General features: G+C 40.7%; 15 protein-coding genes. 12 read left to right on the forward strand and 3 right to left on the reverse strand.

Annotated elements, in window-relative coordinates:
- The first annotated feature begins 32 nt into the window (after nt 1-32).
- From purR to ACVR1G_RS03405, 7 genes are all read left to right on the forward strand, one after another.
- Nucleotides 33-848: a pur operon repressor gene (purR, locus tag ACVR1G_RS03375; RefSeq protein WP_447451791.1), complete on the forward strand. Its 816-nt coding sequence runs from the start codon at nt 33-35 to the stop codon at nt 846-848.
- 155 nt (nt 849-1003) lie between these two features.
- A complete protein-coding gene (locus tag ACVR1G_RS03380; protein ID WP_447451792.1) occupies nt 1004-1336 on the forward strand; it encodes a hypothetical protein in 333 nt (110 codons plus the stop codon).
- Nucleotides 1337-1647: 311 nt separating this feature from the next.
- Nucleotides 1648-2061, forward strand: coding sequence for a 30S ribosomal protein S12 (rpsL, locus tag ACVR1G_RS03385; RefSeq protein ID WP_447451793.1), 414 nt, complete (start codon nt 1648-1650; stop codon nt 2059-2061).
- A gap of 20 nt (nt 2062-2081) precedes the next feature.
- Entirely contained in the window at nt 2082-2552 is a 471-nt protein-coding gene (gene rpsG / locus ACVR1G_RS03390) for a 30S ribosomal protein S7 (RefSeq protein ID WP_447451794.1), read from the forward strand.
- A 423-nt stretch (nt 2553-2975) separates the two neighbouring features.
- Entirely contained in the window at nt 2976-5057 is a 2082-nt protein-coding gene (fusA, locus tag ACVR1G_RS03395) for an elongation factor G (RefSeq protein ID WP_447451795.1), read from the forward strand.
- Between the two features lie 211 nt (nt 5058-5268).
- Entirely contained in the window at nt 5269-6282 is a 1014-nt protein-coding gene (gene gap / locus ACVR1G_RS03400; protein WP_447451796.1) for a type I glyceraldehyde-3-phosphate dehydrogenase, read from the forward strand.
- A gap of 152 nt (nt 6283-6434) precedes the next feature.
- Nucleotides 6435-7631: a phosphoglycerate kinase gene (locus ACVR1G_RS03405; RefSeq protein ID WP_447451797.1), complete on the forward strand. Its 1197-nt coding sequence runs from the start codon at nt 6435-6437 to the stop codon at nt 7629-7631.
- A 396-nt stretch (nt 7632-8027) separates the two neighbouring features.
- Here ACVR1G_RS03405 and ACVR1G_RS03410 read toward each other — a convergent pair whose 3' ends face one another.
- On the reverse strand, nt 8028-9065 hold the full coding sequence (locus ACVR1G_RS03410; RefSeq protein ID WP_447451798.1) for an SDR family oxidoreductase: 1038 nt from the start codon (nt 9063-9065) through the stop codon (nt 8028-8030).
- Nucleotides 9066-9207: 142 nt separating this feature from the next.
- Here ACVR1G_RS03410 and ACVR1G_RS03415 point away from each other — a divergent pair, with 142 nt between their 5' ends.
- The 5 genes from ACVR1G_RS03415 to ACVR1G_RS03435 all read left to right on the forward strand — a co-directional run bounded on the left by ACVR1G_RS03415 (nt 9208) and on the right by ACVR1G_RS03435 (nt 13363).
- Nucleotides 9208-9666: a MarR family winged helix-turn-helix transcriptional regulator gene (locus ACVR1G_RS03415; protein ID WP_447451799.1), complete on the forward strand. Its 459-nt coding sequence runs from the start codon at nt 9208-9210 to the stop codon at nt 9664-9666.
- A gap of 283 nt (nt 9667-9949) precedes the next feature.
- Nucleotides 9950-10423 (forward strand): FUSC family protein, encoded by a 474-nt coding sequence (locus ACVR1G_RS03420; RefSeq protein WP_447451800.1) that lies wholly within the window; start codon nt 9950-9952, stop codon nt 10421-10423.
- 245 nt (nt 10424-10668) lie between these two features.
- On the forward strand, nt 10669-11040 hold the full coding sequence (locus ACVR1G_RS03425; RefSeq protein ID WP_447451801.1) for a MerR family transcriptional regulator: 372 nt from the start codon (nt 10669-10671) through the stop codon (nt 11038-11040).
- Between the two features lie 85 nt (nt 11041-11125).
- A complete protein-coding gene (gene glnA / locus ACVR1G_RS03430) occupies nt 11126-12472 on the forward strand; it encodes a type I glutamate--ammonia ligase (RefSeq protein ID WP_447451802.1) in 1347 nt (448 codons plus the stop codon).
- A gap of 243 nt (nt 12473-12715) precedes the next feature.
- On the forward strand, nt 12716-13363 hold the full coding sequence (locus ACVR1G_RS03435) for a CHAP domain-containing protein (protein WP_447451803.1): 648 nt from the start codon (nt 12716-12718) through the stop codon (nt 13361-13363).
- A gap of 274 nt (nt 13364-13637) precedes the next feature.
- Here the strand turns inward: ACVR1G_RS03435 and rnjA are convergent, their stop codons facing one another.
- Together rnjA and rpoY are read right to left on the reverse strand one after the other, a co-directional pair.
- Entirely contained in the window at nt 13638-15323 is a 1686-nt protein-coding gene (rnjA, locus tag ACVR1G_RS03440) for a ribonuclease J1 (RefSeq protein ID WP_447451804.1), read from the reverse strand.
- A 1-nt stretch (nt 15324) separates the two neighbouring features.
- A complete protein-coding gene (gene rpoY / locus ACVR1G_RS03445; protein WP_447451805.1) occupies nt 15325-15555 on the reverse strand; it encodes a DNA-directed RNA polymerase subunit epsilon in 231 nt (76 codons plus the stop codon).
- Between the last annotated feature and the right edge of the window lie 246 nt (nt 15556-15801).

Here is a 15801-nt window from a genome sequence, read left to right on the forward strand (position 1 = left end):
TAGAAATGAATCAATAGGAAATGAGAGTTAAAATGAAATTAAGAAGAAGTGAACGTATGGTTGTTATTTCGAATTACCTTATCAACAACCCTTATACTCTGACTAGTCTAAATACCTTTGCTGACAAATATGAAGCTGCTAAGTCTTCAATCTCAGAAGATGTTGCTATTATTAAGCGCGCTTTTGAGAACAGTCATATCGGTCATATCGAGACCGTTACAGGTGCCAGTGGTGGCGTTATTTTTACACCGACTATCTCAGAGCAAGAGGCCAAAGCAATTGTCGAAGGACTTTGTGAGCGTCTGTCGGAAAGCGATCGCATCCTACCTGGTGGTTATATTTACTTATCAGACTTGCTCAGTACTCCTCATATCTTGCAAAGTATTGGACGGATAATTGCCAGCAGCTTTGCGGGTCAAAAAATTGATGCTGTCATGACGGTGGCCACTAAAGGAGTTCCAATTGCGAATGCTGTAGCCAATGTTCTAAATGTTCCGTTTGTTATTGTTCGTCGAGATTTAAAAATTACGGAAGGCTCGACTGTGTCGGTTAATTATGCTAGTGGTTCCAGTGACCGTATCGAAAAAATGTTCTTGTCCAAGCGCAGCCTCAAACCCAGTAGCCGTGTTTTGATTGTGGATGATTTTCTTAAAGGAGGGGGCACAATCACTGGTATGATTAGCCTGCTTAAAGAATTTGAAAGTGAATTAGTCGGTGTTGCTGTTTTTGCTGACAATGGTCAAGAAAAACGTGATAATTTGTCCTATAAATCACTCTTAACAGTAACTAATATTGATGTGAAAGAGCAAAAGTTGGAAGTTGAACGGGGAAATATTTTTGATCAATAGAATAACGGTTTCTTATTCGTATAAATCTCTCTTTGCTTGGTGCTGCTTGGAACTTTAAGGGTAAGTTTTGAAGCTTTAAAACAATCTTAAAATATTTCTTGTTTTTTTAGAAAGTTTATGATAGATTGAGATTATTATAAAAAAGGAGACTTTATATGAAAAACTTTCAAAAACTCGTTGTAACTGTTTTAGCTCTAACACTGCTTGTTGGTCTTGCGGCTTGCGGTAATTCTAAAAAAGAATCTAGTGACAAATCTGATAAAACAGAAAAAACCAGCCAAAGCTCAGTGAAAAAGAGTGAAAAAAAGACTTCTGATGATAGTGCTGAAACCAACGGCGAGGACACTAAAGTCAGTGCTGGTGAAGAAGGCGTTGAAGTAAACGGCGGAGATTCCAACGTTAATGCTGGTGAAGAAGGTGTTGAGGTTAATGGTGGAGATACCAATGTCAAAGTTGGTGAAGATGGCAGTGTCGAAGTCAATCCTTAAAGATAATTTAAGAGATTAGTTGCTAACCTATTTTAAAAAGTTTCTAGCTGATTAGAATTGTTAATGACTACTTTCAAAATTTCTAACAAAAGCATTAAAGGTAGGAGATTAATTCCAGCCTTTTTTTAAAATTAAAGCAAGGCATTGACAAAATAGTGCTACTGTAGTATTATGATAGACGGTACTTTTTACTTTTGGTCTCTCCAAAGTGTACAGGGACGTGCTGACAAATGTTGCAAAGTACACACAGATATAGGCTGTCACCAAGCGCTATATCAACCAAAAATAAAATTTTACAGGAGAAAGTGTAGATGCCTACAATCAACCAATTGGTACGTAAGCCGCGTAAATCTAAAGTTGAAAAATCTGACTCACCAGCTCTTAATGTTGGTTATAACAGTCATAAAAAAGTAACGACAAATGTTTCTTCACCACAAAAACGTGGTGTTGCAACACGTGTTGGAACAATGACACCTAAAAAGCCTAACTCTGCCCTTCGTAAATTTGCTCGTGTGCGTTTGAGCAACCTTATCGAGGTGACTGCCTATATCCCAGGTATTGGTCACAATCTTCAAGAGCACAGTGTTGTTCTTATTCGTGGTGGACGTGTTAAGGACCTTCCAGGGGTACGTTATCATATCGTTCGTGGTGCGCTTGATACAGCGGGTGTAGCAGATCGTAAGCAAGGCCGTTCTAAGTACGGTGCAAAACGTCCTAAAGGATAAGAGAAGGGAGATAAGAACTAATGAGTCGTAAAAATCAAGCGCCTAAGCGCGAAGTATTACCAGATCCATTGTACAATTCCAAAATTGTGACACGTCTTATCAACCGCGTTATGCTTGATGGGAAACGTGGTACAGCTGCTACCATCGTTTATGGTGCTTTCGAACAAATTAAGGAAGCAACAAGCAATGATGCTCTTGAAGTCTTTGAGACAGCAATGGAAAATATCATGCCAGTCCTTGAAGTGCGTGCTCGTCGTGTCGGCGGTTCTAACTATCAAGTCCCAGTTGAAGTACGTCCAGAACGTCGTACAACGCTTGGTCTTCGTTGGTTGGTTAATGCCTCACGTGCCCGTGGCGAACATACTATGAAGGACCGTCTTGCTAAAGAAATCATGGATGCTGCCAACAATACAGGTGCTGCTGTTAAGAAACGTGAAGATACTCATCGTATGGCAGAAGCAAACCGTGCCTTTGCACACTTCCGCTGGTAATCTAAGATACGAGAGCGTTAAACAAGTCCTAGACAAAATAGGAAAAGCGACGACGAAGCTTAGGCTTCTAGGAGATTTTATCTTTTTGTCAGTGACTTTTAGCTCGAGTTCAATTATTTAAGATGTGAGGACGTCAAGAAAATTCTAGGAAAAATAGGAAATGTGACGACGAGCCTTTGGACTCTAGGAAGATTTATCTTTTTTCCCGAGTTTTTAGTCCGAACTCAATTATTTAAGATACAGAGACGAAGAGAGCAGAGACAAAATAAAGGAAACTGCCAACAAAGCTACAGCTTCTAGGGGGTATCTTTTTAGGCTGGTCGCTCTCGAATCGTGTTCAATTAAACTGGTAAACAGTGGAAACGGGTAGGTCCCTGCCTATCCGTTTTTTACAAAAATTATAGATTATAGGAGAAAACCATAATGGCTCGCGAATTTTCATTGGAAAAAACTCGTAATATCGGTATCATGGCTCACGTTGATGCTGGTAAAACAACTACAACAGAGCGTATCCTCTATTATACTGGTCGTATTCACAAAATTGGTGAAACTCACGAAGGAGCTTCACAGATGGACTGGATGGAGCAAGAGCAGGAACGTGGTATCACAATCACCTCTGCCGCAACAACAGCACAATGGAATGACCATCGTGTTAACATCATTGACACACCGGGGCACGTTGACTTCACCATTGAGGTGCAACGCTCCCTCCGTGTCCTTGATGGTGCGGTAACTGTTCTCGATGCGCAATCAGGTGTTGAGCCTCAAACTGAAACGGTTTGGCGCCAGGCAACTGAGTACGGTGTTCCACGTATTGTTTTTGCTAACAAGATGGACAAAATTGGTGCTGATTTCCTTTACTCAGTAAGCACTCTTCATGACCGCCTTCAAGCTAATGCACATCCGATTCAACTTCCAATCGGATCTGAAGATGATTTCCGCGGTATTATTGACCTCGTTAAAATGAAGGCTGAGATCTATACTAATGACCTTGGAACTGATATTCTGGAAGAGGATATTCCAGCTGAATACCTTGAACAAGCGCAAGAATATCGTGAAAAGTTAGTTGAAGCGGTAGCTGAAACTGATGAAGACCTCATGATGAAATACCTCGAAGGTGAAGAAATCACAATCGAAGAGTTAAAAGCAGGTATCCGTAAAGCAACGATCAATGTTGAATTCTACCCAGTTCTCTGTGGTTCAGCCTTTAAGAACAAAGGGGTTCAATTAATGCTTGATGCTGTTGTTGATTACCTTCCAAGTCCAGTTGACATTCCTGCTATTAAGGGTGTTAATCCAGATACGGATGAGGATGAAATACGTCCAGCATCTGATGAAGAACCGTTTGCAGCTCTTGCCTTCAAGATTATGACCGACCCATTTGTAGGGCGTTTGACATTCTTCCGTGTTTACTCAGGTGTCCTTAATTCAGGTTCTTATGTTATGAACACAACTAAAGGTAAACGTGAACGTATCGGACGTATCCTTCAAATGCACGCCAACAGCCGTAAGGAAATTGAAACTGTTTATGCTGGTGATATTGCGGCAGCCGTTGGTTTGAAAGAAACAACAACTGGTGATTCCTTGACTGATGAGAAGGCTAAAGTTATCCTTGAGTCTATCGAAGTTCCAGAACCAGTTATCCAGCTCATGGTTGAACCTAAGTCTAAGGCTGACCAAGACAAGATGGGTGTTGCCCTGCAAAAATTGGCTGAAGAAGATCCAACCTTCCGCGTTGAAACAAATGTTGAAACGGGTGAAACAGTTATCTCTGGTATGGGTGAACTCCACTTGGATGTCCTTGTTGACCGTATGAAACGTGAATTTAAGGTTGAAGCCAATGTTGGTGCACCTCAGGTATCGTATCGCGAAACTTTCCGTGCTGCTACACAAGCTCGTGGATTCTTTAAACGTCAATCAGGTGGTAAAGGTCAATTTGGTGATGTTTGGATTGAATTCACACCAAATGACGAAGGTAAAGGTTTCGAATTTGAAAATGCTATTGTTGGTGGTGTCGTTCCCCGTGAATTCATCCCAGCAGTAGAAAAAGGTTTGGAAGAAGCAATGGCAAACGGTGTCCTTGCCGGCTATCCTTTGGTTGATATCAAGGCTAAGCTTTATGATGGATCATACCATGATGTCGACTCTTCTGAAACAGCCTTCAAGATTGCCGCTTCTCTGGCTCTGAAAGAGGCAGCTAAGTCTGCACAACCAACTATTCTTGAACCAATGATGCTGGTAACAATCACGGTTCCTGAAGAGAATCTCGGTGATGTTATGGGACACGTAACAGCTCGTCGTGGTCGTGTTGATGGTATGGAAGCACATGGTAACAGCCAAATCGTGCGTGCTTATGTACCACTTGCCGAAATGTTTGGTTATGCAACTGTTCTTCGTTCAGCATCTCAAGGACGTGGTACTTTCATGATGGTATTTGACCACTATGAAGATGTTCCAAAATCTGTTCAAGAAGAAATCATTAAGAAAAATTCAGGTGAGGCTTAATCCACCTGTGGTTAGTAGTAAAAGACCAGCGTGTTTGCTGGTCTTTTTGTCTGGTTGGGGATAGTAAGTGGTTGCAATTTGCAGAAAAAGATTATATAATAATCATGTTGAAGGGGCTTTGTGGACGTTCGCAAGTTAACCTTTTCACAAATCGTTAAAGGGTTCGCCCTTAATAAAAATTTTCTTGATTTTCATAAGGAGGAAATCACACATGGTAGTTAAAGTTGGTATTAACGGTTTCGGACGTATCGGTCGTCTTGCATTCCGTCGTATCCAAAACGTTGAAGGTGTTGAAGTTGCTCGTATCAATGACCTTACTGACCCAGCAATGCTTGCACACTTGTTGAAATACGATACAACTCAAGGTCGCTTTGACGGTACTGTTGAAGTTAAAGACGGTGGATTCGAAGTTAACGGTCAATTTGTTAAAGTTTCTGCAGAACGTGACCCAGAACAAATTGATTGGGCTAACGATGGTGTAGAAATCGTTCTTGAAGCAACTGGTTTCTTTGCTACTAAAGAAGCAGCTGAAAAACATCTGCATGCTGGTGGTGCTAAGAAGGTTGTTATCACTGCTCCTGGTGGATCAGATGTTAAAACAGTTGTATTTAACACTAACCATGATGTTCTTGATGGTTCTGAAACAGTTATCTCAGCTGGTTCATGTACAACAAACTGTCTTGCACCAATGGCAGATGCATTGAATAAAAACTTTGGTATCAAAGCTGGTACTATGACAACTATTCATGGTTATACTGGTGACCAAATGATCCTTGATGGACCACACCGTAAAGGTGACTTCCGTCGTGCTCGTGCTGCTGCAGCTAATATCGTTCCTAACTCAACAGGTGCTGCTAAAGCTATCGGTCTTGTATTGCCAGAATTAAATGGTAAACTTCAAGGTCATGCTCAACGTGTTCCAGTTCCAACTGGTTCATTGACAGAACTTGTTTCTGTTCTTGACAAGAAGGTTACTGCTGATGAAGTAAATGCAGCTATGAAGGCAGCAGCTACTGAATCATACGGTTACAACACTGATCCAATCGTATCTTCTGATATTGTTGGTATGTCATTTGGTTCATTGTTTGATGCAACTCAAACAGAAGTAACTGAAGGTGCTGATGGCACTCAATTGGTTAAAACAGTTTCATGGTACGATAACGAAATGTCTTACACTTCACAGTTGGTTCGTACTCTTGAATACTTCGCAAAAATCGCTAAATAACTTTATTAATTAGTGGTAGTAGGAGAGCCTGTGGGCTCTCTTTTTTGGTGTCTCTTTATCGAGTAGAATTTTGTGAAATGCTTCATTTGATTGTCTTATCCCCTTATGTTGTGATATAATACAGATATTAATATAAAAAGGAGTCTTATGTAATGGCGAAATTGACTGTTAAAGACGTTGATTTGAAAGGTAAAAAAGTTCTCGTTCGTGTTGACTTTAATGTTCCTCTGAAGGATGGTGTCATCACTAATGATAATCGTATCTCTGCAGCGCTTCCAACTATCAAATACATCATCGAACAAGGCGGACGTGCAATTCTCTTTTCTCACCTTGGACGTGTGAAAGAAGAAGCTGATAAAGAAGGTAAATCTCTTGCACCAGTCGCTAAAGACTTAGCTGCTAAACTTGGTCAAGATGTTGCTTTCCCAGGAGCTACTCGTGGTAACGAATTGGAAGCAGCTATCAATGCTCTTGAAGATGGACAAGTGCTTTTGGTTGAAAACACTCGTTTTGAAGATGTTGACGGTAAAAAAGAATCTAAAAATGATCCAGAACTTGGTAAATACTGGGCTAGTCTTGGCGACGGTATCTTTGTAAACGATGCATTTGGTACAGCTCATCGTGCGCATGCTTCAAACGTTGGTATCTCAGCAAATGTTGAAAAAGCGGTTGCTGGTTTCCTTCTTGAAAATGAAATTGCTTATATCCAAGAAGCTGTTGAAACACCAGAACGTCCATTTGTTGCTATCCTTGGTGGATCAAAAGTTTCAGATAAGATTGGTGTTATCGAAAACCTTCTTGAAAAAGCTGATAAAGTCCTTATCGGTGGTGGTATGACTTATACCTTCTTCAAGGCTCAAGGTATCGAAATTGGTGACTCATTGGTTGAAGAAGATAAATTGGATATTGCCAAATCTCTTCTTGAAAAAGCAAATGGTAAATTGATTTTGCCAGCTGACTCAAAAGAAGCAAATGCATTTGCTGATTACACTGAAGTTAAAGATACCGAAGGTGAAGCTGTAGATTCTGGCTTCCTTGGCCTTGATATCGGTCCTAAATCAATCGCTAAATTTGATGAAGCCTTGACTGGTGCTAAAACAGTTGTTTGGAATGGTCCAATGGGTGTCTTTGAAAACCCTGACTTCCAAGCTGGTACAATCGGTGTGATGGACGCTATCGTTAAACAGCCAGGCGTGAAATCAATCATCGGTGGTGGTGACTCAGCAGCTGCAGCTATCAACCTTGGCCGTGCAGATAAATTCTCATGGATTAGTACAGGCGGAGGCGCAAGCATGGAGTTATTAGAAGGTAAAGTATTGCCAGGTTTGGCAGCACTTACTGAAAAGTAATAAATCTTTCATCTAGAAGATTAGAAAAGGTGTCGAAAGGCATCTTTTTTGTGCATTGCGCAGAGTTTCTGCGAAGCGGAGTAAGTTAAAAAATCTATTTTGTGAAGAAGAAAAGTCGATATAAAAATGAGACTGGAGGAAGTTCTCAGCCTTATTTATTTGGTTAATTTTATTTGCTAGGCGCATTAGTTGGGGGAAAAGCTGGTTGACTCTGCCAAGAAGTCTTTCCCTTGCACAGTTCATTAGGTGCTATAGCACCTAATGAACCACTGCTGATGGAGGTCCTAAACCCTTGTTCCGCAATTGTCAGCGGCTATCCTAATCAACTGTTCGAAGGTGGAACGACGAAGTCGATTTTTTATATCAATTGACTTCTGTCCCACTCTCATTTTTGTGCTAATTCAAATAACCGTGATTACGGTACCATTTGATGGTAGCTAACATTGTCTCTTCAACTGGGCGGAAATATCCTCCCAGTTCTTTTTTGGTTTTAGTATGATCAAAGTGGGTGCGTTGGTATTCCTTAGCCAAGAGGTCTACTAAATCTTTACTGACTAAGACAGGTTTGCCGGTAATTGAATGATAAATTTCATTCCAAGTAGCAAGGGTTCGTAGTAAGGGACGAGGAATGTATCTTTTGGGGGCAGGAATTCCTGTCACGGCCTCCAAGGTGTTCATTAGTTCCTGCATGGTCATGTATTGTCCAGCAACTAAATAGCGCTCACCCTTGCGGCCATATTTCATAGCTCGGATATGGATGTCTGCCACATCTCTAGCATCAACTACACTATAACTGGCTTTGATAGTCCCTGGAAGCTTCTGTTGCATATAATTTAAAATCATCTGGCCTGTAGAAGTCGGTCCCATGTCTCCTGGACCATACATGGATCCAGGCAGAACAAAGGTTAAAAATAAATCGGGATGCCTAACCAGAAAATCTTTAGCAGCATTTTCACTGAGAATTTTACTGCGATAGTATTCTATTTTGGTATCGGGGCTGCGGGACATGGTCTCATCAATGAGCTGGTTAGGCTGGCCTGTAAGGACAGCAATGGATGAGGTGTGTACCACTTGGCGAATCCCAGCATCATAAGCGGTCTGCAGGAGATTTATAGTTCCTGTGATGTTGGTATCGTAAAGTTCTTGCCAGTGCTTGCCACCTTTATGGCTGTCACGAAAAAAAGCAGCTGTGTGAAAGAGGCTGTCACAATCGGATACATGAGATTTATAATTTTCTGGATTGAGAATATCTCCTTGAACAAAACGAATGGAGAGATTTCCAAATTGTTTTTGTGCTTTATCCATTGATCTAACTAAAGCGGTAACTTGGATATTCTCTTTGAGTAAAGCGCGGACAAGATTATTCCCCAAAAGACCTGTTGCCCCAGTAACAAAGGCATGTTTGATAGTTCGGGATAAAGTGGTTGTGTTCATGTAAAAGCTCCTTTTGATAAATCGCTAAATAGATGACATGTCATCTATTTGATTCTATTCTAGTTTTTAATTATTTTATTGTCAACAATTTACCTAATCTAGTGTAAAATAGTAGACAAGAATAATGAGGTAGGGAGAAACAATGGATTCGCTAGGAAAACAGTTTAGATATTTATTTAGAAGCGCTGATAATATAGCTATGAAGGAATACACTCACTTAATGTCATCTGCAGGTGTTACCCCTAATCAGAGTGAGGTTCTATTGGTGCTAAAGGAATATGGTCCATTATCTTTAAAGCATTTGGGAGAATTATTAATTTGTGAGGAAAGAAGCCCCAGTCGATTGGTGAAGAGTCTGATTCAAAAAGGATTAATCATAAAAGAAATATCGGAGTCCGATCGCCGCCGGTCTCTACTGTCTTTGACACAAACTGGTGAGAATCTTATTGCTAAAATAAAAGAAGCTGAGCAAAGTTTTGATCGATCAATGGAAAAGCGCTATGCAACTGAGCTAAATATCCTTAATGACTTGTTGGCGGAGTATATTAAAGGAAGCCTCTATGAAGAAAAATTAAAGCGTCGAAGTCTGTGGGATGACTAAGGGAGATCTTATGAAAATATAGAAATTCGATAGTTCGATCGGCCCCGTTCTTCGTTAGAAAGCCTAACTATAAACTAAGTCTGACGCTTGAAAAACAGTATCCCCTTCTCTTAATGGCTGTATTATAAGTTGGAAATAGAGAAGGGAGGACAGCAGGAATTATCAGAAAATTTTGTGATTATCATCCAAAACTATGATAGAATGAATAAGGAAGTGAACTTTTGGAAGGTAGGATTCAATATTGGGACGATTTCGCTTTAATCCTCAAGAGTTTAAATTAGGGATGCGAACATTTAAGACGGGTTTAGCTGTATTTTTAGTTCTCTCCCTCTTTTCTTTATTTGGCTTTGAAGGGCTACAAATTGGTGCTTTAACGGCTGTATTTAGTTTAAGAGAAGATTTTGACAAGAGTGTCCATTTTGGAACTTCTCGTATTTTAGGGAATACAATTGGTGGTGTTTATTCACTGTTATTCTTTGGCTTAACCGCTTTATTTGATAATCTCTTATGGGTGACGCTTGTATTCGTGCCGATTTTTACGATGTTGACGATTATGACCAATGTTGCTATGAATAATAAATCGGGTGTCATCGGTGGCGTTGCTGCCCTATTGATTATTACTCTTTCAATTCCCGCAGGAGATACGTTTACCTATACTGTTGCTCGTATCTTTGAAACATTTATAGGAGTGTTTATAGCTACTTTAGTTAATATAGATGTGGATTGGCTACGTAAGCGCTTGATCAAGAAGGATTAATGTTATTGGAGCCAGATAACCAAACTAAACTAGTTACTTAAGCTTAGTTTTTATCTATAATCTGATCCTACTGACTTAAAAATACTTCTTATCATTGAAAACAGTTTTGCTGGTTTTTTCGCTTTGATTTTGTGTAGGAACCGTTCTTAATAAGGTTGTTTTGTCTATGTTAGAAAATGTAACATTCGAGCTTGACAAGACTGAATTTTCAGATATAATGGGATGTGAAAGGAGTTACAGTTATTATGCGAGAAAAAGAGTTCAGGCGTTCTCTAGCCGTTTTCCCAATTGGATCGGTTATGAAACTAACTGATTTAACTGCTAGACAGATCCGTTATTACGAGGATCAGGGTCTTTTAACTCCTGACCGTAGTTCTAGTAATCGTCGTCTCTATTCTTTAAATGATATGGATGTCTTGCTGGAAATTAAAGATTTTTTGGATGAAGGACTTAATATTGCTGCAATTAAGAAGGAGTACGAAAAACGTAAACAAGCAGTAAAAGACAAGCAAAAGCCATTAACTGATGCCGATGTCCGTCGTATCCTTCAGGACGAGTTGCGAAATCAGGCGCGTTTTACTTCACCCAATTCCAACATTGGTGGTTTTCGTATGTAAATGACGAAATCATATAGATTGATATTTTAGGAGACAGGGGCTTTACGTTTTTGTCTTCTATGGAAATTAGAAAAAGGAGGCCGTCATGGCAATCACAGCAGATGATATCCGTCGCGAAGTCAAAGAGAAAAATGTTACTTTCTTGCGTTTAATGTTCTCAGATATTGCAGGAACAATGAAAAATGTAGAGATACCTGCTACTGATGAGCAGCTTGATAAGGTTCTGTCTAATAAGGCTATGTTTGACGGTTCATCTATTGAGGGGTTTGTCCGCATTAATGAGTCAGACATGTATCTTTACCCGGATCTTAATACCTGGACCGTTTTTCCTTGGGGAGGGGAAAATGGGGCTGTTGCAGGTCTGATTTGTGATATCTATACTGCTCAAGGTGAACCTTTTGCAGGTGATCCTCGCGGTAATTTAAAACGTGCCCTTCGTCACATGGAAGAGTTGGGGTTCAAATCCTTTAATTTAGGGCCTGAGCCAGAGTTTTTCCTATTCAAAATGGATAGTATGGGAAATCCAACACTTGAAGTTAATGATAAAGGTGGTTATTTCGATCTTGCTCCAACTGATTTAGCAGACAATACGCGCCGTGAAATTGTTAATGTTCTGACCCAAATGGGATTTGAAGTGGAGGCAAGTCACCATGAGGTAGCTGTTGGTCAGCATGAGATTGATTTCAAATACAGTGATGTGCTGCAGGCTTGTGATCACATCCAAATTTTCAAGCTAGTGGTTAAGACGATTGCGCGTAAGCACGGTCTCTATGCGACCTTTATGGCTAAGCCTAAATTTGGTATTAATGGATCTGGGATGCATTGTAACATGTCTCTCTTCAATGCGGATGGTCAAAATGCCTTCTTTGATCCTGAAGATCCAAGAGGCATGCAGCTTTCCCAAAATGCCTATTACTTCCTAGGCGGTTTGATGGAGCATGCTTATAATTACACGGCTATTGTCAATCCTACAGTTAACTCTTACAAACGCTTGGTTCCCGGTTATGAGGCACCGGTATATATCGCTTGGGCAGGGCAAAATCGGTCTCCATTAATTCGTGTTCCAGCTTCACGCGGAATGGGAACGCGTTTAGAGTTGCGCTCAGTTGATCCAACAGCTAATCCTTATCTTGCTTTAGCTGTTTTACTTGAATCTGGTCTTGATGGTATTGAAAATAAGATCGAAGCGCCAGAGCCAGTCGAGTCCAATATCTACGTGATGACAGAGGAGGAACGTCAGGCAGCGGGAATCCGTGACTTGCCTTCTACTTTGCACAATGCGGTTAAGGCCTTGCAGGAAGATGATGTTGTTAAGGCCGCTCTTGGAGATCATATTTATCCTAACTTTGTAGAGGCCAAGCGTTTGGAGTGGTCTAGCTATGCAGCTTTTGTCTCTCAATGGGAAGTTGACAACTATTTAGATTTATATTGATCCTTAAGGAAAAAGTTCAGGGTTGGGGCATTTGTGTTTCAACTCTTTTTATATGTCATTTTGATTAAAAAAATAACAAATTTCAAGAGGAATGTCATTAGAATAACGATATTTCTTAATTGGGAGTTAATGGAGTTGTTATTTTTTCCTGTTAAACTAACCACATAACCCAGTTAAAGAGTACTGAGCCTGTCTGCTAAGGCTCTTTTGCTGAGATTATAGTACTGATGAGAGGGAATAAACATGAATAAAAAATTAACAACTGCTAGCCTTTTTGCTGCAACAGCTGTATTAGTTGGTCTGGCTGGTCAAGTAGCTCACGCTGAGACTTACGCTGTTCAAAATGGTGATAGTTTCTTTAGCATAGCAGAACAGCACGGTATGGATCCTTATCAACTAGCGGCTGATAACGGGATGACTATTTCAAGTACGATTCTTCCAGGACAGACTGTTGAAGTGGCTGGTGTAGCAGCCCCAGCAGAAGCTGTAGCGCCTGCAACAGATGCAGCTGCCCCTGCAGCAGATCAGGGGTCTGTTGCATCAGTAGATACGGCTGTCAATACCTACCCTGTTGGTCAGTGCACATGGGGTGTAAAACAGTTGACTGGCTGGGCCGGAGACTGGTGGGGTAATGGTGGTGACTGGGCTAGCAGTGCGGCGAATGATGGTTATACTGTAGGTTCAGCACCTCAAGTTGGATCTATCGTTTGCTGGACTGACGGTGGCTATGGCCATGTAGCTTATGTTACAGATGTTAGTGCTGATGGACAAATTCAAGTTCTTGAATCAAACTATAAGGATCAGCAGGAAATCGGCAACTATCGCGGTTGGTTCGATCCGAATAACAGTGTGACACCTGGTTCTGTTAGTTATATTTATCCCAATGCTTGATAGCAAATAAAAAAGATAAAGCCTTGCTAAACAACTATCTTAGCAAGGCTTTTTGTGATAAAAAAGAAATTAAAATTCAAGACTGTTATCTTGGCCGTTTTCTTCCGCAATGGAGAGGCCAATCAACACTTAATACTGTTATTGTTAGCTGGTATCTGTAGTGATAAGCAACAGCCTTTTCTATAAAATTAGGGGAGTAGGAATAAAATGAACAGTGTTCATCGCATTCGTATAGCCTTACTCCCAACCACTTTTTGCTCAGTATCTTATTGAGCTAGTTATCATTATCAGGTGTTAGGACCATTGGAATAATAATTGGTTCACGTTCGGTCTGTTCATATAAGAAAGGACGCAGAGCATTGACGATAGCACCATTAACGCTTTGGATGCTAGCGTCTTTATTTTTAAGGGCGATGCGAATAGCGTTGAAGAGGATGCGCTGTCCCTGACGGATGAGGTCTCCTGATTCACGCATATAGACAAAACCACGACTGAGAATATCTGGACCTGCTAAAATCATTTTGCTCTTGAAATCAACAGTAGCTACTGCTAGAACAACACCATCCTCTGATAAATCGCGACGGTCGCGTAAAACAGCTGTTCCGATATCGCCAATACCGTTACCATCAACGTAAATATCTTGGGCGTTGAAGTGACCAGCACGCCGAGCTGAATCCTCAGTAAGAGCAAGAACATCACCGTTTTCCATGATAAAGATATTGTCACGTGGAACACCTGTATCTTCAGCGAGGCCTGCGTGTACTTTTTGCATACGATATTCACCGTGAACGGGCATGAAGAATTTAGGTTTGATGAGGCGGAGCATAAGTTTCTGCTCCTGCTGGCCACCGTGTCCAGAAGTATGAATATTATTGATTTTACCATGGATAACATCGACGCCAGCTTCTTGGATGGTATTGATCAATTTATTAACGCTGGTTGTATTACCCGGAATTGGACTGGACGAGAAGATTACAGTATCTCCAGGCTGCAGGGTGACCTGCCTGTGAGTTCCGTTGGCGATACGAGCTAGAGCAGCCATGGATTCTCCTTGACTACCTGTACACATAATTAAAATTTCACTAGCGTGATAATCCTTAATTTCATTAGGTTCAATGAAAGTATCTTTTGGAACCTTAATGTAGCCAAGTTCAATCCCATTGGCAATAGCTTTTTCCATGGAGCGGCCAAAAACTGCAATTTTACGCCCAGTCTTAACTGCAGCTTCAGCAGCCTGTTGAAGGCGGAAGATATTGGAAGCAAAAGAAGCGAAAATAATACGTCCATGAATACCTTCAATGATCTTCATAATGGATTGGCCGACAACTTTTTCTGAGTTGGTGAAGGTTGGAATCTCGGCGTTAGTAGAATCAGAGAGAAGGCAGAGGACACCATCCTCACCGAGGGCAGCCATTCGATGCAGATCCGCTGGTTCTCCTACTGGGGTAAAGTCGAATTTAAAGTCACCGGTGCAGACAATTTTTCCTTGTGGTGTATGGATCACAATTCCAAGGGGTTCTGGAATCGAGTGGGTCGTACGGAAAAAGGTGACCTTAAGATTTTTGAAGGTCAACTCTGTATTGTCATTGATTTCGTAGAGCTTGGCTTCACGCAGGAGACCGTGTTCTTCAAGTTTACCGCGAATCAAAGCCAAAGCCAGGGGGCCTGCGTAAATAGGGACATTAGCCTGTTTAAGCAGGAAGGGGATACCACCTATGTGATCCTCATGCCCGTGAGTGATAACTAAGGCTTTGATACGATTAACATTTTCGACAATATAGGAATAGTCAGGGATAACGTAGTCGATACCTAGAAGGTCATCTTCTGGGAATTTAATGCCGGCATCAACAATAATAATTTCATCTTGATACTCGATTCCATAGGTGTTCTTACCGATTTCGCCAAGTCCACCAATAGCATAAACCCCAACTTCTTCGGGTTTCAGATTGATGTTTGACATATTAAAACTCCGTTAATTCAAAGGCATCTGTCTCTTGTTCGTATTCAAGGTGTTTATCAGATAGTAGTTCAATAAATTCAATGTTATAGTCTGTATTTGCTTCTACTAATTTTCGAGCCTTAATATGTCCCTCTAATTCATCCTTGGCATCGATGCTAAGATAGAGGGCCTGAGTTGTTTCACGTCTTGGGCTGCGGTCGGTTGTTTCTTGATAAAAAACTTTATAGATCATGATTATCCTTTCTGATTGGTCAGGCAAACCTAAATGAAAGCAATCAAAGAAGACAGAAAAAAGCTGGTTCACTTTGATTGCTTTTTATGAAATTGTATAGAGTAATAGATTTGACCTGAATCGTTATAACTACCAAGATTATACCATAAAGTGAGGGATTAGTAAAAAGGATTAAGAAAGATAGGGTTGTCTTGGGTGCTAAGCCTTCTAATTTATGTTAAAATAGGAAGGAAATTGACAAGGGGA

The organism is Streptococcus dentasini (assembly GCF_053206945.1).